This window comes from Ureibacillus thermosphaericus (assembly GCF_012396605.1).
In the GTDB taxonomy this organism is placed as follows: domain Bacteria; phylum Bacillota; class Bacilli; order Bacillales_A; family Planococcaceae; genus Ureibacillus; species Ureibacillus thermosphaericus.
This window is the reverse complement of record NZ_JAAXPW010000012.1, coordinates 42,098-61,195: the sequence shown is the minus strand read 5'-3', so window position 1 is coordinate 61,195 and position 19,098 is coordinate 42,098. Positions and strand designations below refer to the sequence as shown.

Annotated in this window: 21 protein-coding genes and 2 other annotated features; all 21 genes read right to left on the bottom strand. The window is 37.6% G+C overall.

All coding sequences use genetic code 11. The annotated features are described in order from the left end of the window. Window positions 1–225 precede the first annotated feature (225 nt). The 21 genes from HF990_RS06935 to HF990_RS06835 all read right to left on the bottom strand — a co-directional run bounded on the left by HF990_RS06935 (window position 226) and on the right by HF990_RS06835 (window position 19,091). Window positions 226–825 (bottom strand): class I SAM-dependent methyltransferase, encoded by a 600-nt coding sequence (locus HF990_RS06935; RefSeq protein ID WP_016838545.1) that lies wholly within the window; start codon window positions 823–825, stop codon window positions 226–228. Window positions 826–913: 88 nt separating this feature from the next. Then, window positions 914–1,279: a 50S ribosomal protein L7/L12 gene (gene rplL, locus HF990_RS06930; RefSeq protein ID WP_016838544.1), complete on the bottom strand. Its 366-nt coding sequence runs from the start codon at window positions 1,277–1,279 to the stop codon at window positions 914–916. A gap of 73 nt (window positions 1,280–1,352) precedes the next feature. Then, window positions 1,353–1,853: a 50S ribosomal protein L10 gene (rplJ, locus tag HF990_RS06925; protein WP_016838543.1), complete on the bottom strand. Its 501-nt coding sequence runs from the start codon at window positions 1,851–1,853 to the stop codon at window positions 1,353–1,355. Between the two features lie 32 nt (window positions 1,854–1,885). Next, window positions 1,886–2,029: a sequence feature (ribosomal protein L10 leader region), on the bottom strand. 67 nt (window positions 2,030–2,096) lie between these two features. Beyond that, window positions 2,097–2,795, bottom strand: coding sequence for a 50S ribosomal protein L1 (rplA, locus tag HF990_RS06920; RefSeq protein ID WP_016838542.1), 699 nt, complete (start codon window positions 2,793–2,795; stop codon window positions 2,097–2,099). A gap of 109 nt (window positions 2,796–2,904) precedes the next feature. Then, complete coding sequence (gene rplK / locus HF990_RS06915; RefSeq protein ID WP_016838541.1) at window positions 2,905–3,330, bottom strand: 50S ribosomal protein L11; 426 nt, start codon at window positions 3,328–3,330, stop codon at window positions 2,905–2,907. Window positions 3,331–3,581: 251 nt separating this feature from the next. Beyond that, a complete protein-coding gene (gene nusG, locus HF990_RS06910) occupies window positions 3,582–4,118 on the bottom strand; it encodes a transcription termination/antitermination protein NusG (RefSeq protein WP_016838540.1) in 537 nt (178 codons plus the stop codon). 149 nt (window positions 4,119–4,267) lie between these two features. After that, on the bottom strand, window positions 4,268–4,453 hold the full coding sequence (secE, locus tag HF990_RS06905) for a preprotein translocase subunit SecE (protein WP_016838539.1): 186 nt from the start codon (window positions 4,451–4,453) through the stop codon (window positions 4,268–4,270). Between the two features lie 44 nt (window positions 4,454–4,497). Continuing rightward, a complete protein-coding gene (rpmG, locus tag HF990_RS06900; RefSeq protein ID WP_083839531.1) occupies window positions 4,498–4,641 on the bottom strand; it encodes a 50S ribosomal protein L33 in 144 nt (47 codons plus the stop codon). Between the two features lie 81 nt (window positions 4,642–4,722). Next, window positions 4,723–5,370, bottom strand: a complete 648-nt coding sequence (gene sigH / locus HF990_RS06895) for an RNA polymerase sporulation sigma factor SigH (RefSeq protein ID WP_016838538.1) — start codon at window positions 5,368–5,370, stop codon at window positions 4,723–4,725. A gap of 70 nt (window positions 5,371–5,440) precedes the next feature. Then, on the bottom strand, window positions 5,441–5,953 hold the full coding sequence (locus HF990_RS06890; protein ID WP_016838537.1) for an NYN domain-containing protein: 513 nt from the start codon (window positions 5,951–5,953) through the stop codon (window positions 5,441–5,443). A gap of 2 nt (window positions 5,954–5,955) precedes the next feature. Further along, complete coding sequence (rlmB, locus tag HF990_RS06885) at window positions 5,956–6,705, bottom strand: 23S rRNA (guanosine(2251)-2'-O)-methyltransferase RlmB (RefSeq protein ID WP_016838536.1); 750 nt, start codon at window positions 6,703–6,705, stop codon at window positions 5,956–5,958. A 1-nt stretch (window position 6,706) separates the two neighbouring features. Continuing rightward, entirely contained in the window at window positions 6,707–7,117 is a 411-nt protein-coding gene (locus tag HF990_RS06880) for a Mini-ribonuclease 3 (protein ID WP_168412262.1), read from the bottom strand. Window position 7,118: 1 nt separating this feature from the next. Next, the gene (gene cysS, locus HF990_RS06875; protein WP_168412261.1) at window positions 7,119–8,522 is read right to left on the bottom strand and encodes a cysteine--tRNA ligase; all 1,404 of its coding nucleotides are present in this window, start codon (window positions 8,520–8,522) and stop codon (window positions 7,119–7,121) included. Between the two features lie 126 nt (window positions 8,523–8,648). After that, window positions 8,649–8,862: a binding site (T-box leader), on the bottom strand. A 48-nt stretch (window positions 8,863–8,910) separates the two neighbouring features. After that, window positions 8,911–10,371 (bottom strand): glutamate--tRNA ligase, encoded by a 1,461-nt coding sequence (gene gltX, locus HF990_RS06870; RefSeq protein WP_168412260.1) that lies wholly within the window; start codon window positions 10,369–10,371, stop codon window positions 8,911–8,913. A 190-nt stretch (window positions 10,372–10,561) separates the two neighbouring features. Continuing rightward, window positions 10,562–11,041 (bottom strand): 2-C-methyl-D-erythritol 2,4-cyclodiphosphate synthase, encoded by a 480-nt coding sequence (ispF, locus tag HF990_RS06865; protein ID WP_016838532.1) that lies wholly within the window; start codon window positions 11,039–11,041, stop codon window positions 10,562–10,564. Between the two features lie 177 nt (window positions 11,042–11,218). Beyond that, window positions 11,219–11,929, bottom strand: coding sequence for a 2-C-methyl-D-erythritol 4-phosphate cytidylyltransferase (gene ispD, locus HF990_RS06860; RefSeq protein WP_016838531.1), 711 nt, complete (start codon window positions 11,927–11,929; stop codon window positions 11,219–11,221). Window positions 11,930–11,960: 31 nt separating this feature from the next. Then, window positions 11,961–13,055, bottom strand: a complete 1,095-nt coding sequence (locus HF990_RS06855; RefSeq protein WP_016838530.1) for a PIN/TRAM domain-containing protein — start codon at window positions 13,053–13,055, stop codon at window positions 11,961–11,963. Window positions 13,056–13,253: 198 nt separating this feature from the next. Continuing rightward, the gene (gene radA, locus HF990_RS06850) at window positions 13,254–14,624 is read right to left on the bottom strand and encodes a DNA repair protein RadA (protein WP_016838528.1); all 1,371 of its coding nucleotides are present in this window, start codon (window positions 14,622–14,624) and stop codon (window positions 13,254–13,256) included. A 387-nt stretch (window positions 14,625–15,011) separates the two neighbouring features. After that, a complete protein-coding gene (locus HF990_RS06845; protein WP_016838527.1) occupies window positions 15,012–17,450 on the bottom strand; it encodes an ATP-dependent Clp protease ATP-binding subunit in 2,439 nt (812 codons plus the stop codon). Further along, on the bottom strand, window positions 17,440–18,540 hold the full coding sequence (locus HF990_RS06840; protein ID WP_016838526.1) for a protein arginine kinase: 1,101 nt from the start codon (window positions 18,538–18,540) through the stop codon (window positions 17,440–17,442). Before HF990_RS06840 ends, HF990_RS06845 begins: the two co-directional genes overlap by 11 nt. Next, the gene (locus tag HF990_RS06835; protein WP_016838525.1) at window positions 18,537–19,091 is read right to left on the bottom strand and encodes a UvrB/UvrC motif-containing protein; all 555 of its coding nucleotides are present in this window, start codon (window positions 19,089–19,091) and stop codon (window positions 18,537–18,539) included. The genes HF990_RS06840 and HF990_RS06835 overlap by 4 nt, the downstream gene beginning before the upstream one ends. Window positions 19,092–19,098: the final 7 nt, after the last annotated feature.

Below are 19,098 nucleotides of genomic sequence, written 5' to 3'. Positions count from 1 at the left end.
AGGTCTTTGCAAAATCAAATAAATAGTGTATGATTTTCCAAAGACAAAAAGAAAACGAGACTTTTTCAAAACCTCATTTTCGGTTAAACTTAACTTATTCATGGCAAGTATACCCATATAAAAATCATTGCATACAAAAGGGCATACTCCCAAAAAATAATATTTTTGCATTTTATTATGTTATCATAGCCGATTTGTCAAGTCAATATTTAATGGGAATTCGTTTTATTTTTCAGCTTTGATAATCCAATATCCCTTTTTCTTCTCGACAATTTCCACTGACCGAAACTTTTCTTCCAAATACTTTAACGTAGATGGTGCTCCTTGTTTCTTCTGAATCACAACCCAAAGCTCTCCACTTGTACACAAATGCTGATAAGCCCCGTCATAGATTTTAAAAACCGTCTCTTTCCCAGCTCGAATTGGCGGGTTCGTTAACACAGCAGCAACTTGGACTTCCTCATCCACATATACACCGTCACTTTCATAAATACGCACATTTTGGATTCCGTTCAATTCTGCATTCTTTCTAGCTAATTGAAGTGCTCGCTCATTAATATCCATCATATATACTGTTCGCTCTGGATATTGCTTTGCTATCGCTAACCCGATTGGACCGTAGCCACAACCAACGTCTAAAACAATTCCTTCTACATCGGGCATGTTAAATGTATCAATTAACAAACGGGATCCAAAATCTACTTCGCTTTTACTAAACACTCCTGTATCTGTTTCAAATAAAAATGAGTGTCCTAATAAAGTAAACTGCCATTGTTGAGGTTTACTTTCCGTTTGAGGCTTTCGTGAATAATAATGTTCAGTCATTTGAGTGGCCTCCCTAAATAAATGAAGAAAAGCTCGCCAAATAGGACGAGCTTTTTATTTTTTGGTATAAACGATACTTAAGCAATTATTACTTAAGTTCTACAGAAGCGCCAACTTCTTCAAGTTTAGCTTTCATTTCTTCAGCTTCTTCTTTAGAAACGCCTTCTTTAAGTGGTTTTGGAGTGTTGTCAACTAATTCTTTTGCTTCTTTTAAGCCAAGGCCAGTAAGTTCGCGTACAACTTTGATAACTTTGATTTTTTGATCTCCAGCGTTAGCTAATACTACATCGAATTCAGATTTTTCTTCTGCAGCAGCACCTGCAGCAGCACCACCTACAACTGCAACTGGAGCAGCAGCAGTTACGCCGAATTCTTCTTCGATAGCTTTTACTAAATCGTTTAATTCAAGAACTGTCATTTCTTTAATAGCTTCAATAATTTGTTCTTTAGTCATTCCATATTCCTCCTATATAGGTATTTTTGTTAGGCTATTTGCCTGTATTCGAAATATTGGTTTAAGCGATAAATTACGCACCTTGTTCTTCTTTTTGTTCTGCAACAGCTTTTGTTGCAAGAGCGAAGTTGCGGATTGGAGCTTGAAGTACAGATAGTAACATTGAAAGTAAACCTTCGCGAGATGGAAGGTCAGCAAGAGCTTTAACCTCTTCAACTGTAGCAACGTTTCCTTCAATAACACCCGCTTTAATTTCTAATGCATCGTTTTCTTTTGCGAAGTTGTTAAGGATTTTAGCTGGTGCTACAACATCTTCTGTAGAGAAAGCGATCGCATTTGGACCTGTTAAATATTCATTAAGTCCTTCTAGTCCAACTTCTTCAACAGCACGGCGAGTTAAAGTGTTTTTATAAACTTTAAATTCTACGCCAGCTTCACGAAGTTGTTTACGCAATTCAGTAACTTGAGCTACGTTTAAACCGCGGTAATCAACAAGCACTACAGAAGCAGAATTTTTAAATTTGTCTGCAATCTCTTGTACTTGTACTTTTTTTGCTTCAATTGCCTTAGACATTTTGACACCTCCTATTAGAATGGGTCATTCATACCGATAAAACAAAAGCCTTCGTGTAGACACACGAAGGCATAAAAAGTCATCATCTTAAAAAAGAATCCGATTTTATGTCCTCGGTAGGGAAGTTTAAGTGCAAAGAGCACCCCTACTGTCTACGGTACAAATGGATCACTATATTCAGAACATCATCCATAATACTAACGAATAGGATGAATGTCAATAGTTTTATTCTATCTTTATTTATTATTTAATCACTACGCTAGAAGCGTCAATTTTAATTGATGGCCCCATTGTAGTAGTGATGTTTACAGATTTCATGTAAGTACCTTTAGCTGCAGCAGGTTTTGCTTTTTGAATTGCTTCGAATACAGCTAAGAAGTTTTCTACTAATTTTTCTGTTTCGAAAGATACTTTACCGATAGGAGCGTGAACGATACCAGCTTTATCAGCGCGGTATTCTACTTTACCAGCTTTAATTTCTTGGATTGCTTTCGCAACATCGAAAGTAACTGTTCCTGTTTTAGGGTTTGGCATTAATCCTTTTGGACCTAAAATACGACCTAATTTACCAACCTCACCCATCATATCAGGTGTAGCTACGATTACATCAAACTCAAACCAACCTTGTTGGATTTTGTTGATGTAGTCTACATCGCCTACATAGTCTGCTCCAGCAGCTTCAGCTTCTTTTAATTTTTCACCTTTTGCAAATACTAATACACGTTGAGTTTTACCTGTTCCGTTTGGAAGCACAACTGCTCCACGGATTTGTTGGTCATTTTTACGAGTATCAATATTTAAACGGAAAGCTACTTCTACTGTTGCATCAAATTTAACATTGCTTGTTTTTTGAGCTAATGCAACAGCTTCTTCTACTGGATATAATTTAGTTTTATCAATTAATTTTGCAAGTTCTTGCATTCTTTTACTGCGTTTTACCATTACTTTTTCCTCCTTTGTGGTTTTAGCGGAAATTTACCTCCCACGAATAAAGGTTGCGTGTTCAACAGAACTTGCGCAACCTACAAAAACTAACACGAATTACAATGGATTAGTCAACGATTTCAATACCCATGCTTCGTGCTGTACCTTCAACCATTGCCATAGCCGCTTCAACAGATGCAGCATTTAAATCAGGCATTTTTAGTTCTGCGATTTCGCGAACTTTATCACGTTTAACCGTTGCAACTTTTTTACGGTTTGGCTCACCAGAACCTGATTCAATACCTGCTGCTTTTTTAAGCAATACAGCTGCAGGTGGAGTTTTTGTAATAAAAGTGAAAGAACGGTCTTCGAATACTGTAATTTCAACAGGTATAATCAAACCTGCTTGATCAGCAGTACGAGCGTTAAATTCTTTACAGAATCCCATGATGTTTACACCTGCTTGACCTAATGCAGGACCAACTGGTGGAGCTGGATTCGCTTTACCAGCAGGGATTTGAAGTTTAACAATTTTAATAACTTTTTTAGCCACGAGACACACCTCCTTAAGTCCGTGATGTGGTATATTGGGTTGCCCCTCCCACTCAAATATACATTTATCAGCCATGCCGATAAAATATCATTAACTCATATCGCAGACTAAAAAAACTAGTCTGACCTATGAAATGATATCATTTTTCATATTCTTAAGCAAGTAAAAATATTATAAAGATATAAATTATTTGTTAACCAAATTGGTTAAAATGTGCAAACCATTGAAATTTTTTACTCTTTTTTAAAGGTTTATACCCGTTGTACTTGTTCGAAATCTAATTCCATTTTCGTTTCCCGACCGAACATGTCAACTGAAACTTTTACTTTTCCTTTATCCACATCTATTTCCTCTACATTTCCTTGGAAATGAGCAAATGGTCCATCTAACACTTCAACTAGATCGCCAACAGCAATATCTAACTCGCCAATTGCTTTTTTGTGTAATCCCATTGAACGAAGCAGACGATCTACTTCTTCAGGCAGTAAAGGTGTCGGTTTTGCTCCTCCGCCTGATGAGCCAATAAATCCTGTCACTCCTGGGGTATTGCGAACAACGTACCAAGAATCATCAGTTAAAATCATTTCAACTAATACGTAACCCGGGAAAACTTTTCGCATCACCGTACGTTTTTTTCCATCTTTTAAATCAGTTTCTTCATGTTCAGGGATGATTACACGGAAAATGAGATCTTGCATCCCCATTGTTTCTACTCGTTTTTCGAGATTTGCTTTTACACGATTTTCATAACCTGAATAAGTATGAACTACATACCATTGTTTTTCCATAATGTATATTGGACTATTCGTCCTTCCCTCCTTTACAATTACAACCCGTTGAATCTGTATTTAATATTATAATTTACAACATAAATGAAAAAAACCCGCGAAATGTTAGACGGGCTATTTTTCGAAAGATATTTAGTATGGGGCTATAATTATATTTTTAAATACCAACGGAATGCTCCCGAAATCAATAAATCTACAAGCACAAAAAAGATTGCTACAAAAATGACTGTTGTGATTACAACAATCGTATATTTTGTAAGCTCTTTGCTTTTTGGCCAGCTTGTCTTTCTCATTTCGGACATAACTTCTTGCAGAAATTGTTTTATTTTGCCCATTCTAGCTTAACCTCCGAATAAATCATCTGTCTTCTCTATTTCAACTAGCGCGTTTGTTTGTGTAATGTGTGTCGATTGCAGCGCTGACAATACTTTTTCAATTGTAATCTAGTTGAGCTGTCTTTTTCAGGATAAGTGTAATTTCTAGAACCACACTCTTCACAGCTTAATACAATTTTCTTTGCCACTGAAAAAACCTCTATTCTGGCATTTTATCTTTTAAAGACTAACACCAAAAAAACATGCTGTCAATAATTGAGGAATGAGTTTCAAATAATTTCCCCATTTTCTAAATGGCGCTCCAATTTCCGTTTCACCCGTTGCAATGCATTATCAATTGACTTTACATGACGATTTAATTCTTCAGAAATCTCATTATAAGATTGTCCATCTAAATATAAAGTAAGCACTTGTTGTTCAAGTTCGCTTAAAATTTCGCTAATTTTTTCTTCCAAATAGGAGTACTCTTCTCGGTTAATCATTAAATGTTCTGGATTTTCTGATTCCGAGCATGTAATGACATCCATCAACGTCCGATCCGACTCTTCATCATATATTGGTTTATCAAGAGAAACATAGGAATTGAGTGGAATATGTTTCTGACGCGTTGCCGTCTTAATAGCAGTAATAATTTGGCGCGTAATACATAACTCTGCAAAAGCTTTAAAGGAAACAAGCTTGTCCTCTTTAAAATCTCTTATGGCTTTATATAAACCTATCATTCCCTCTTGTATAATATCTTCCTTGTCCGCTCCTATTAAAAAATAAGAGCGAGCTTTCGCCTTTACGAATACACGGTATTTATTAATTAAGTAATCTAACGCCTCTGTATTACCTTGATGCACTAGTTCAACAAGTTGTTCATCCGTTAGCTCGTCAAAAGATTGTACTACTTGCGATTGCTCTGTTTTTAGCAACGGCCTCACCCCAGACGTATAAATCATATTAGGAACAGTATATATGAATTGGAAAATATAGGTCAATTGATTATTTTAAACCTCTTCTCCATTTTTCGAAGGCTAACTCTACTTCTTTCGATAATGGGATTCTAGATTTAGGTCTTTCTTTCTGCGAAGTTTCTACTCTTTTTGATATTTTTGATTGAATAATTTCCAACTCTATTTCTAGTTCACGGGCTGATTTTCGAAGGGCACCATTCCCAAATATTACGTTTTGCTCCGTCATATCAGAAGTTGCTACGTATATTTGGACTTTCCTCCCTTTCAGCTCGTTTGATAATTTTTCAATACGCTCATCTGCCGTTTCGTTCTTTCTTGTAAAAATTACTTCCACCGCATTTTGTACATAAGATTTCTCTGCCCCAGAAACATGATAGGCATCGAAAACAACAATCACCCGCCATCCCATAGCGGCTTTATATTCTGCCATTAGTTCAAGCAGGCGATTTCTAGCTTCCTCTAAATCTGTATCTTTTAAAGGCCGCAATTCTTTCCAAGCACCTATCATATTATATCCATCAACTATTAGAATGTTTTTCATAACTAATCATTCACTTCTTGACGTTTTCGGTACACTTCATACATTAATAATGCCGCTGCAACAGACGCATTCAATGAATTAACATGCCCAACCATTGGCAAATGATAGAGAAAGTCACATTTCTCCTTCAGTAGTCTACTCATTCCTTTCCCTTCACTTCCAATAATGATAGCTAGTGGCAAGGTAGCATCCATTTTTCGATAGTCGGTGCTACCTTTTGCATCTGTTCCAGCAATCCAGACGCCTCTTTCTTTTAACTCATCTACTGTTTGCGCTAAATTGTTCACTCTGCAAACAGGAACATGCTCAATAGCTCCTGTAGAAGCTTTCGCTACCGTTGCTGTAAGTCCAACAGAACGTCTCTTTGGTATGATTATACCATGAACGCCAATCGCATCTGCAGTTCGCATAATTGAGCCAAGATTATGAGGGTCTTCTAATTCATCTAAAATGATGAAAAATGGATCTTCGCTTCTTGCTTTGGCCACATCAAATAAATCATCGAGTTCCGCATACTTATAAGCAGCGACAGAAGCAACGATACCTTGATGGTTGGCACTTGAAAGTTGATCGATTTTTTTCTTTGGCACAAATTGTACAAATACTCCTCGCTCGCGGGCTAAATCCAGCACTTCCTTAATTCCCGATTTTTTTACACCTTCACTAATCCATATTTTGTTCATTTCTCGGCCTGAACGAAGGGCTTCTAATACCGGGTTTTTGCCAGCAATCATTTCTCCACTTTCGCTCATGTTATGACGCTCCTTTCGCTTCTTCAACGATTTGTATTGCATAATCAATTATTTTATTCATACGTTCATACTGTTTTGTTAAATAAAGACTGCCGAGAACTGCTTCAAATCCGGAACTATTGCGATAAGTTTGAACATCCGTATTTTTCGGAACAGTACCAGACTTTGCATTGCGCCCACGTCTATAAATTGCTAACTCTTCTTCCGTTAAATACTGTTCTTCTATCATGCGATGCACAATCATTGATTGAGCTTTAGCAGAGACATATTTTGTCGCCTCATGGTGCAGCGTATTCGGTTTCGTTCGACCGCTTAACAATAAATGTTCCCTAACGCGCACCTCTAAAACGGCGTCCCCCATATATGCTAATGCAAGTGCGTTTAATTGCTTAATATCAACTAGTTGTGCCATCTTATGAACCTCGTTTCCAGCGAGTACCTTGTCGTGTATCTTCTAAAATTATGTTCATACTTAATAATTGGTCACGAATTTCATCCGCTCTCTTGAAATCACGATTTTTTCGTGCAATATTACGCTCTTCAATTAACTTTTCAATTTCTTCATCTAAAATTTCCATCTCAACAGCTAATTTAATTCCTAAAACACCACTAAGAACTTCAAATGTTTCAATAAATGCTTTTAGCACTTTTTCATCCGTATTTGTTTCGTTTACATACGTATTTGACGTGCGAGCTAGTTCAAATAAAACAGAAATACCGTTAGCTGTATTGAAATCATCATCCATTTCCTTCTCGAATTGTTTTTTCAACTCATCGATTTTTTCTAAATACAATTCACTATTTTCTGCAAGGTTCGTCGTAGATTTTAGTCGATGTTGAAGATTCGAATAAGCTGTGCGCAAGCGCTCCAATCCACTTCGAGCGGATTCAATCAATTCTTCTGAGAAATTGATTGGATGACGATAATGTACAGAAAGCATGAAAAATCTTAATACTTGCGGATCAATTTTCTGGATAATATCGTGGACTAATACGAAATTCCCAAGAGATTTTGACATTTTTTCGTTATCAATATTAATATACCCATTATGCATCCAGTAACGGGCAAAAAGTTTTCCGGTATAGCTTTCAGACTGAGCAATTTCATTTTCGTGGTGCGGGAACGTTAAATCTTGACCTCCAGCATGAATGTCAATTGTGTCACCTAGATGAGCTCTTGCCATTACGGAGCATTCAATATGCCATCCAGGTCGTCCTTCACCCCAAGGGCTACTCCAGTGAATTTCACCTGGTTTTGCAGCTTTCCAAAGAGCAAAGTCTAGTGGGTCTTCTTTCTTTTCACCCGCTTCGATACGTGCGCCTACTTTTAAATCATCAATTGACTGATGACTTAGTTTTCCATAACCTTCAAACTTGCGTGTGCGGAAATATACATCCCCTTGAGATTCATAAGCATACCCTTTATTGATTAATACTTTAATAAATTCAATAATTTCATCCATATGTTCTGTCACTCTCGGATGAACATCCGCTTTTTTGCATCCAAGTGCAGTGATATCCTCAAAATAAGCTTTTATAAAACGCTCTGTCAGTTCAGAAACTTCTTCTCCTAACTCGTTAGCTGCCTTAATAATTTTGTCGTCCACATCGGTGAAGTTTGATACATACTTCACATCAAACCCTTTATATTGCAAATATCTTCTTACGGTATCATAGACAATGGCAGGACGTGCATTGCCTATATGAATGTAGTTATAAACAGTTGGTCCGCATACGTACATTTTTACTTTTCCCTCTTCAAGAGGAACAAATGGTTCTTTTCTTCTTGTTAACGTATTGTAAATTTGAATTGCCATGTCATTCTCTCCTTTAGCCAATTTTCTCCGAACAAATATATCCTTCTATAACTAAATTACCACCATTTCTCTACAGGTAGCCAATAAAAATTAGCTGAATAAAAAACGCCTCCATCATATCACTATGACAGAGACGCCAATTCGCGCGGTTCCACTCTGGTTGAAAGCATGAAGCTTTCCGCTCGAGGTCTTTAACGGTGACTAGCCGACTTGCCTACTCCATTTCAGCAAAGTGCTCAAAGGTGCATTTCCGTAAAATAGAGGTTTAGGTCACTTTCAGCCTGTGGTGACCCTCTCTTTCAAACATATTTTACGTACTTCTCCTTTTCAACGCTTTCACTTTTATATCATTATATCCAAGGCTCAAAAACCGTTCATCTAAAAAATATTAATTTGTGAATTTTTCTAATCGGGCTAAAACTTTTTCTTTGCCCACTAATTCGATTGCATCCGCCAATTCCGGACCATGAGTTTGGCCTGTTGTCATCACTCGAATTGGCATAAATAAGTTTTTCCCTTTATATCCAGTTTCTTTTTGTACTGCTTTAATTGCCGCTTTAATTGACGAAGCATCAAAAGCTTCCGAAGCCTCTAATTGCTGTTTAAATGATGCAGCCAATTCTTTAATATGTTCTAAAGCTAGTACTTCTTGGGCAGCTTCATCATATTCAATTTCATCTTTAAAGAACAAGCTAGATAATTCAACAATTTCTGCACCATAACTCATTTGATTATGGTATAACGCAATCAATTTTGTTGCCCATTGTTTTTGTTCACTAGTCAATTCTAAAGGAAGTAAACCGGCTTTTTGCAAGTGAGGAAGTGCTAAGTCTACTACTTCATCCAATGACAATTTTTTAATGTATTGGTTGTTCATCCATGTTAGTTTATTCCGGTCAAACATTGACGGTGATTTTGATAAACGCTTCTCATCAAAAATTTCAATCAATTGTTCTTTTGTAAAGATTTCTTCTTCCCCTTCCGGAGACCAACCAAGCAATGCAAAGAAGTTGAACATCGCTTCTGGTAAATATCCAAGCTCTTTATATTGAGAAACGAACTGGATAATGGATTCATCACGTTTTGATAACTTCTTATGATTTTCGTTCACAATGATTGTTAAATGGCCGAACTCAGGGTATTCCCAATCGAAAGCATCAAAAATCATCATTTGTTTCGGCGTATTAGATAAGTGTTCTTCTCCGCGGAATACATGCGTAATTTCCATATAATGGTCATCCAAAACAACCGCAAAGTTATAAGTAGGAATTCCATTCGCCTTCACGATAACCCAATCGCCAATATCTTTAGATTCAAAAGTAACTTCTCCGCGCACTAAATCATTAAATTTGTATGTTACATTTTCTGGAACTTTAAAACGGATTGTATAAGGAATTCCCTGCGCTTCTTTTTCAGCGATTTCCACTTTCGTTAAATGGCGGCATTTGCCTTCGTAAGTTGGAGCAGGAATGCCTTTTGCTCTTTGGGCTTCTCTTGAAGCTTCCAATTCTTCAGGTGTGCAGAAACATTTATAAGCTAGACCTCGTTCTAATAGCTCTTCCGCATGTTTCTTATATATATCTAGTCTTTCCGTTTGGCGATATGGCGCATAAGGTCCGCCAATATCTACAGATTCATCTGGAATTATTCCAAGCCAGCGCAGATTATCAAGCTGTGACGCTTCTCCACCCTCAACATTGCGCTCCGTATCCGTATCTTCAATGCGAACAACAAATGTTCCGTTGTAATGTTTTGCAAACAAATAATTAAATAACGCAGTACGCGCTCCACCAATATGTAAATGACCGGTAGGACTTGGCGCATACCGAACACGAACTTGTTTTGTCATAATTTTTCCTCCTAAGTTTACCAGATAAAAACCTTCATTTTTATTTGGCCACTACTAGAATATTGCCATTTCCAATGCTTCCCTTAACTTTTGTACATTTTACCACTCTGTCTTCACATTGAAAAGTTAATGAGAGGGAAGAAATTTTAACTTTTCAGGAACGAATTCATCTTCTTTCAACATTTGAGAACTATTGCTTTTTTATTAACAATATTGTTGCTAATGCTGCTATACCTTCTTCTCGGCCAACAAAGCCTAATTTTTCCGTTGTAGTTGCTTTGACGTTTACTTGAGACGGGTTCGCATCCAAAAGTTCTGCTATGCGATTTCGCATTTGCTCAATATATGGAGCCATTTTAGGCTTTTGAGCCATAATTGTACAATCAACATTCCCAAGAATATACCCTTTATCATTTACTATTTTCCATATATACTCCAATAATTTCGCTGAATCTGCATCTTTATATTTTGGATCTGTATCTGGAAAATGACGTCCGATATCTCCTTCTCCAATTGCTCCAAGGGCCGCATCTGTAATTGCATGTAATAACACATCCGCATCGGAATGACCAACAAGGCCTTTCGTATGAGGTATCTCTATGCCTCCGATAATAAGTGGCCGCCCTTCTTGAAACGCATGCACATCAAATCCTTGTCCAACACGAAACATATTGTAGCTGCATGATGAAAGACTGTTCAGCCTTATATGCAGCGTTCACCATCCTTTACTGTAAAATCAGATTCCAAATTGCCACTTCATATATTAACATATTTCCCATTTGTATGGATTGTAAGCATACATTCAACCCAATTATTATGTATGGAAACAAGAAAAGACCTCACCAATCTAAAAGATTTGTGAGGTACCTTCTTTCTGCATCTGGCGGTTTTTTAAGATGGCTTCACCAAATAATAAATCTTCTTTCGTCGTCATTTTAATATTTTCATAATTGCTTTCAACAATATGGATTTCATAACCGAGGCGCTCCACTAGCATCGCTTCGTCCGTTCCTAAAAATCCTTCTTTTTCCGCTACATCCTCCGCATGCCGTAACAGTTCGTAACGAAATGCTTGCGGCGTTTGGATTGACCATAGGTTTTCCCGATCTACCGTTTCAACAATAATACCATCTTGTACTTTTTTCATCGTATCCTTCGCTCGAACTCCTGCTATCGCAGCCCCTTTTTCATATGCGGTTTCCACTAAACGGTCAATGACTTGTTGGGATATAAACGGTCTTGCAGCATCATGGACGAGAACAATCTCCACATCATTCATTACTTTTAAACATGAATGAACAGAATGTTGACGTTCTTTCCCTCCATTTGGTAACCCCTTTACCTTTGTAATTTTATAATCATTTAATAAATGTTGAATATAGTCCCTTTCTTCTGGTTTTACCGCTAAATATATTCCCGTACAGTTTCTATCCTTTTGAAAAATTTCGAGGGTGTGAATGAGGATCGGTTTATTCGCTAAAGATAAAAATAATTTGTTTTTTCCCGCTCCCATCCGTTTTCCGCTACCGGCTGCTGGCAATACTACTTCGTAATCCACGTGCTCAACTCCTACTCTTACTTTTCAACGGTTATGCAACTTGTTCGTCTTTTGGTTTAGCAAAAATCATGCGACCGGCGGATGTTTGCAGTACGCTTGTAACGGTGACTGTAATAGATTGCCCAATGTAACTACGACCACCTTCTACAACTATCATCGTTCCATCATCTAAATAGGCAACACCTTGATTTTGTTCTTTTCCATCTTTGATGACAACGACTTGCATATCCTCTCCTGGTATAACAACCGGTTTTACTGCGTTCGCAAGCTCATTAATATTCAATACTTGTACATGATGAAGATCACATACTTTGTTTAAGTTAAAATCATTTGTTAAAATTTTTGCTCCCATTTTTTTCGCTAACCGTACTAATTTTAAATCTACTTCTTGAACATCATCAAAATCTTCTTCAGAAATGATGACATTTACCGTTTTTCCGTCTTGTAATTTTTTCAACATATCTAACCCTCTTCGTCCACGGGTACGCTTCAATGTATCACTGGAATCCGCAATATGTTGTAATTCGGTTAATACGAACTGCGGCACCACTAAAACACCTTCTATAAATCCTGTTGTTGCGATATCCGCAATTCGACCATCTATTATGACGCTCGTATCTAACAATTTATATAGCGTTTTTTCTTGTGAAACAACTTGCCCAGAATCTCCAACTTTCTTTTTTGATCCTACACCGGATTTGGTAAATATTTGTGATAATTCTTCCCTCTTTTTAAATCCGACTCTAAATCCTAAATATCCGAGTGTAATAGATAATATTATTGGTAAAAAATCAGTAATTACCGGTATATTGATTCGTTCAATCGCAAACCCAACAAAATATGCTACAATTAAACCGACAATTAACCCAAGAGTACCAAATAGTAGGTCTGCAGCTGGAATTTTAAAAAGTACCTCTTCCATCCAGTTGATGAATTTCACACAATAATCTGATAAAGAAAACGATAGAAGAAATAATAACAACGCTCCTAATGCGACTGATGTATATGGATTATTTAACAACGGATTAGATGACAAATTTATAATTTCGTATAATGGCGGTAAAAAAACAAAACCTAGTGCTCCCCCAATAAAAAGAAAAGCAAATTGAATTACTCTTTTTAACATACAGCCACCTCCTTTTTGTGATATATTATCTTACTATTAATTATACATCGTTCATGAATCGTTTGCGATTTGAAACAACTACGAAATACATAATTTGTACTTTTTTCCCTTTTCGTCCAGAATATAAAATTATTTTTCCCAATTTCAAAAGGAAAAATGCCCATACATTATAAATATTGGTATGGACATCCCTTTTCATCAATTACCAAAACAAACTCTTAATGCTTCGTTAATGGTTTGCACCCCAATTACTTCAATGTCTTTTGGGTATTCCCAACCTCCTATATTAGAAGCAGGGATAATGGCTCGTTTAAATCCAAGTCTTGCAGCTTCATGAACTCTTTGTTCGATGCGGGATACCCGTCTTACTTCTCCGGTAAGTCCTACTTCACCGATATAAACATCTGTAACTTGAACAGGCTGATTTCTAAAACTGGAGACTATGGAGGTAAGAACGGCGAGATCAATCGCAGGTTCGTCCAGCTTTACGCCTCCTGCCACCTTAATATATGCATCTTGCGCTTGCAACAGCATGCCCATTCTTTTTTCCAAAACAGCCATCAATAATTGAACTCTATTTTGATCAACACCGGTAGCCATTCTTTTTGGATAATTGAAACTAGTTGGTGTAACTAATGATTGAATCTCGACAAGTATAGGTCTTGTACCTTCCATGGAAGCAACGACCGTCGAACCAGCTGCCCCATGTGAACGTTCTTCTAAAAATAATTCAGACGGATTTAACACTTCTTTTAAACCCGAATGAATCATTTCAAAAATAGCAATTTCATTAGTTGATCCGAAGCGATTTTTATGGCTTCTTAATATTCGATACGTATGATGTCTTTCACCTTCAAAATATAGTACGGTGTCTACCATATGTTCTAATATTCTAGGCCCTGCAATTTGCCCTTCCTTTGTAACATGTCCTACAAGAAATGTTGCAATTCCTTTCGTCTTCGCTATTCTCATCAATTCTGAAGTACATTCTCTAACTTGCGATACGCTCCCAGGAGCACTCGTCACTTCTGGATGATGCACTGTTTGAATGGAGTCAACAATGATAAACTTCGGTTGAACCTCTTCAATACTATGACGAATGAGTTCTAAATCAGTTTCAGCATAAATAAATAATTCATTTGATTGGACACCGATTCTTGTTGCGCGTAATCTTGTTTGTTTCAACGATTCTTCTCCTGAAATGTAAAGCACCCGATGTCCATTATTGGATAATTCAGCGGAAAGTTGCATAAGTAGCGTTGATTTCCCTATACCAGGATCTCCCCCAATCAAAACAAGTGAACCTGGTACTATGCCACCTCCAAGCACACGATTTAGTTCCACCATGCTTGTTTGGACTCTTTGTTCTTCTTGCGTTTCGATGCTGATAATTGGTACGGCCTTCTGACTTATAGCTTCCGAATGCTGAAACACTCCACGAGATTTCGTCATCACTTCTATTTCTTCTACAAAGGTATTCCACTCACCACAACCAGGACATCTCCCCAACCATTTAGGAGATTCATAGCCACATGATTGACAGCAAAACTTTGTTTTCTTTTTTGCCATTAGGTCCTCCTGCAAATTTTTTTGGTATAGCTATTATAACAAAGGTACTAGATTAGATTCATTGATGTACTAGAAAATTTCGTTAGACTAGGTAGGTCTATTTATTGAATATATCGGTTTTAGCACAAGAACTTGTTTGTGTAGTTACACTCTACGAAAGAAAAGCTACTTGCTCGTGCGTATGATTCCTTCACTTGTGCAGATATCCCCTCTGCTTGTGCATTTAACCACCAAACTTGTGCAAATACTACCTCTACTCGTGCACATAACCTCCAAACTCGTGCGGATGCTCCTTTAATGGAGATGAATACCTGTTAATAAGAAAAAATAAGCTGTACCAAAAAGACAGTGTACAGTGTCTTTTGGTACAGCTCGACTAATCAATAATTATACACTTTCAACAACATCTTTTTGTTTTACGACAAATTCGCCATCCACATAGTCAAATACAACTGTACTGTTCGTTGAAACTGTGCCTTTTAATAACTCTTCTGATAAACGGTCTTCTACATTTTTCTGTAAAGCTCTTCGAATTGGTCGTGCACCGTATTGTGGATCGTACCCTTCTTCAGCAATTTTCTCTAAAGCTGCATCTGTTAGTTCAAGTTCAATGTTTTGCTCTTTTAAGCGTTTGATTAAAGATTTTGCCATCAATAATACAATTTGTTTCAATTCTTCTTTATCCAACGGCTGGAATACGATTGTTTCATCAATACGGTTTAAGAACTCTGGGCGGAATGCTTTTTTCAATTCTTCAAGCATCGTGCTCTTCATGTCTTTATATTTATTATCTCTTCCACCCACACCGAATCCTACATTCTTTTGATACTTTAATGCTTCTGCACCAATATTGGATGTCATAATGACAACCGTATTGCGGAAATCCACTGTGCGGCCTTTTGAATCTGTTAAACGACCGTCATCAAGCACTTGTAATAAGATATTGAATACGTCTGGGTGCGCTTTTTCAATTTCATCTAAAAGTACCACTGAATATGGTTTGCGGCGGACTTTTTCCGTTAATTGCCCACCTTCTTCAAATCCTACATATCCAGGAGGTGAACCCACTAGGCGAGAAGTAGAGTGTTTCTCCATATATTCGGACATATCGATACGAATCATTGCATCTTCATCGCCAAACATTACTTCTGCTAAAGCTCTAGCAAGTTCCGTTTTACCAACCCCAGTTGGTCCTAAGAAGATAAATGAACCAATCGGGCGTTTCGGATCCTTCAATCCTGCGCGAGCACGGCGGATAGCTCTAGAAATCGCCTCAACCGCTTCATGTTGTCCGACAACGCGCTTATGCAATTCTTCTTCTAAGTTCAACAGTTTTTCAGACTCTTCTTGAGCCAGTTTATTCACTGGTATTCCAGTCCACATGGATACCACTTCTGCGATATCTTCTACTGTTACTTTTGATTCTTCTTTACCTTGCTTTTCTTTCCATAATTTTTTCGTTTGTTCTAGTTCTTCTTTAATTTTTTGCTCTGTGTCACGTAGTGCTGCTGCTTTTTCAAATTCTTGACTTGAAACTGCTGCATTTTTCTCATTGCGCACATGTTCTAATTTTTCTTCAAGCGCTTTTAAATTTGGTGGCACTGTAAATGAGCGCAAACGCACTTTAGATCCGGCTTCATCAATCAAGTCAATGGCTTTATCTGGCAGGAAGCGGTCTGAAATGTAACGGTCAGATAATTTTGCCGCAGCTTCAATTGCTTCGTCGGTAATCTTTACTCGGTGATGCGCCTCGTAACGATCGCGAAGACCTTGAATAATTTGAATTGTTTCTTCCACAGTTGGTTCATCGACTTGAATCGGTTGGAATCTACGTTCTAAAGCTGCATCTTTTTCAATGTATTTACGATATTCATCTAGCGTAGTTGCACCGATACATTGCAATTCACCGCGAGCTAATGCCGGTTTTAAAATGTTCGAAGCGTCAATCGCACCTTCTGCACCACCAGCACCAATCAATGTATGAAGTTCATCAATGAATAAAATGACGTTACCCGCTTGGCGAATTTCATCCATTACTTTTTTCAGACGATCTTCAAATTCACCACGATATTTTGTACCTGCTACAACAGTACCCATATCAAGCGTCATTACACGCTTATCGCGCAATGTTTCCGGTACTTCATTATTAACGATTTGTTGAGCAAGTCCCTCAGCAATCGCTGTTTTACCTACACCAGGTTCACCAATTAATACCGGGTTATTTTTCGTGCGGCGAGATAACACTTCGATAACTCGTGTAATTTCTTTGCTACGTCCAATTACAGGGTCAAGGGAACCTTCACGGGCAATTGCAGTTAAATCTCGAGCCAGGCTATCAAGTGTTGGAGTGCTTACTGTTTGAGTTGGATTGGAATTTTGAGAAACATCGTTGTTACCGAGAAGCAATAAAACTTGTTGACGCGCTTTATTTAAGCTTACCCCAGCGTTCGCAAGCACTCGAGCTGCAACACCCTCACCTTCACGAATTAATGCAAGTAAAATGTGTTCTGTTCCGATGTAAGCATGACCCAGTTTTCGAGATTCATCTACGGATAGTTCAATAACTTTCTTAGCTCTTGGTGTATAGTGAACGATTGGTCCAACATCCTTCGTACCTTTTCCAACTAGTTCCTCGATACCTCGTTCAATCATCTCTGGGCTTACATCAATCGCTTCTAAAGCTTTTGCAGCAATGCCTCCACCTTCGCGAATTAGCCCGAGCAAGATATGTTCAGTTCCGATGGATTCATGCTTCCAACGAATGGCTTCTTCTTGCGCCAACTGTAACACTTTTTGAGCTCGTTGAGTAAAACGATTAAACATCATGTTTTTCCTCTCCTTTTTCCTTTAATTTCGAATTTCCATCGTTTAATTTTTCTCGTATTAATTTTGCTCGGAATACATCTCGCTCTCCTGGTTCCAAAGTTGTGCCTGCGTATTGTTGTACGAATCCTGGTTGAATCAGTATTGTGCATTCATTTAATACATGTTTTGAAACATTTTTAATTATGCCTAAATCTATGCCTAAGCGAACATTAGATAAACATGTTGCTGCTTCTTCACTTGTCATAATCCGCGCATGTTTCAAAGTACCAAAGGCACGGTGAATACGGTCCTCCAAAGCAACTTGGGATTGTTTTAATAGAGTTTGTCTTGCGTTTCGTTCTTGTTCAATGATTTGCATCACGACAGTTTGTAAATCATCAATTATTTCATCTTCTGCTTTACCGAGGGTTACTTGATTTGAAATTTGATACATGTTCCCTAGATTTTCACTGCCCTCACCGTAAATACCTCTCACGACCATGCCAAAACGAGCTAGCATTTGTGTTAATACTTTCATTTGCTTCATCATCGAAAGTCCTGGTAAATGCATCATCACAGATGCTCGTAAACCAGTTCCTACATTTGTAGGGCAACTCGTTAAATAGCCGAATTGGTTATTGAAGGCAATCGGTAAAAGTTTTTCAAGCTGACAATCTAATTTATTAGCCATTTCATAAGTTTCTATTAGTTGAAGTCCAGGGGATAAACATTGGATTCTTAAGTGGTCTTCTTCATTTACCATCACACTAATGGCTTCATCTTTTGAAATGATAACTGAAGCGAATTTTTCTCTATTGGCAAGCATCGGGCTAATGAGATGTTTTTCAACTAATACTTGACGTTGTAATACGGGCATTTCTTGAATTGTGAAATGAGAGAAATGGTGATTTCCGTTATTCAATTGGGAAAAAGCTTGCGTAACCATTTGATCAACCGTTTTCGCTTCTTCATCAGTAAATATTAATGGGAAACGGAAACCATCCAAGTTTCTCGCTAATCGAATCCGGGTGGAAATGACAATGTCATTTTCTTCACCGTCAACGCCCATCCAACTCGGTGCTTCCGCTTTTAAGAAATATTCAAGGTTCATGGTGTATCAACACCTCCCATCTCAAGCTTGCGTTCCAATGCTTTAATTTCATCTCTGAATTTCGCCGCATCTTCAAAACGTTCATCTTGTATAGCTAATTGCAGCTGTTCGCGTGCATGTTCAATTTGTTTTTTAATAATTCGGTTGTTATCCACTTTTTGTCCAGGCCTTTTTCCAGTATGTTTGGTTCCCGCTTGTATTTTTGCAAGTACTTGCGGAAGTTTTTCGCCAAAGGTTTCATAGCATTGTGGGCAACCCAATTTACCTTCATTTAAAAATTTACGAAAAGTAAATCCGCAAGCCGGACATGCATTTGTCTGGATGGATGGTTGAACAGCTCTTTCTTGTGTTTCATTTTTCCAAATAGGCATCCCAAACCAATTAGATAACAATTGATGGATTGGGATTTGTTCTTCTTTATGAAAGTCTAAGTTGAATGGATGAAATTGTGCTGCACATACTTCACAATAATGCTTCTCACTTTTATGGCCATTTATTATTTGTGTAACTGTAACGGTTGCTTTCCGTTGTTTACAGTGTTCACAAATCATGACCCAC

What these genes read in the sequence shown, in the direction of transcription:
- HF990_RS06845 (WP_016838527.1), bottom strand. Translation starts at nt 17,450, where the DNA reads ATGATGTTTAATCGTTTTACTCAACGAGCTCAAAAAGTGTTACAGTTG.
- HF990_RS06855 (WP_016838530.1), bottom strand. Translation starts at nt 13,055, where the DNA reads ATGTTAAAAAGAGTAATTCAATTTGCTTTTCTTTTTATTGGGGGAGCA.
- rlmB (WP_016838536.1), bottom strand. Translation starts at nt 6,705, where the DNA reads ATGAGCGAAAGTGGAGAAATGATTGCTGGCAAAAACCCGGTATTAGAA.
- nusG (WP_016838540.1), bottom strand. Translation starts at nt 4,118, where the DNA reads ATGGAAAAACAATGGTATGTAGTTCATACTTATTCAGGTTATGAAAAT.
- cysS (WP_168412261.1), bottom strand. Translation starts at nt 8,522, where the DNA reads ATGGCAATTCAAATTTACAATACGTTAACAAGAAGAAAAGAACCATTT.
- HF990_RS06890 (WP_016838537.1), bottom strand. Translation starts at nt 5,953, where the DNA reads ATGAAAAACATTCTAATAGTTGATGGATATAATATGATAGGTGCTTGG.
- HF990_RS06835 (WP_016838525.1), bottom strand. Translation starts at nt 19,091, where the DNA reads ATGATTTGTGAACACTGTAAACAACGGAAAGCAACCGTTACAGTTACA.
- HF990_RS06880 (WP_168412262.1), bottom strand. Translation starts at nt 7,117, where the DNA reads ATGGCACAACTAGTTGATATTAAGCAATTAAACGCACTTGCATTAGCA.
- gltX (WP_168412260.1), bottom strand. Translation starts at nt 10,371, where the DNA reads ATGACAAAACAAGTTCGTGTTCGGTATGCGCCAAGTCCTACCGGTCAT.
- radA (WP_016838528.1), bottom strand. Translation starts at nt 14,624, where the DNA reads ATGGCAAAAAAGAAAACAAAGTTTTGCTGTCAATCATGTGGCTATGAA.
- HF990_RS06935 (WP_016838545.1), bottom strand. Translation starts at nt 825, where the DNA reads ATGACTGAACATTATTATTCACGAAAGCCTCAAACGGAAAGTAAACCT.
- HF990_RS06840 (WP_016838526.1), bottom strand. Translation starts at nt 18,540, where the DNA reads ATGAACCTTGAATATTTCTTAAAAGCGGAAGCACCGAGTTGGATGGGC.
- rplA (WP_016838542.1), bottom strand. Translation starts at nt 2,795, where the DNA reads ATGGTAAAACGCAGTAAAAGAATGCAAGAACTTGCAAAATTAATTGAT.
- ispF (WP_016838532.1), bottom strand. Translation starts at nt 11,041, where the DNA reads ATGTTTCGTGTTGGACAAGGATTTGATGTGCATGCGTTTCAAGAAGGG.
- rplJ (WP_016838543.1), bottom strand. Translation starts at nt 1,853, where the DNA reads ATGTCTAAGGCAATTGAAGCAAAAAAAGTACAAGTACAAGAGATTGCA.
- rplL (WP_016838544.1), bottom strand. Translation starts at nt 1,279, where the DNA reads ATGACTAAAGAACAAATTATTGAAGCTATTAAAGAAATGACAGTTCTT.
- secE (WP_016838539.1), bottom strand. Translation starts at nt 4,453, where the DNA reads ATGGGCAAAATAAAACAATTTCTGCAAGAAGTTATGTCCGAAATGAGA.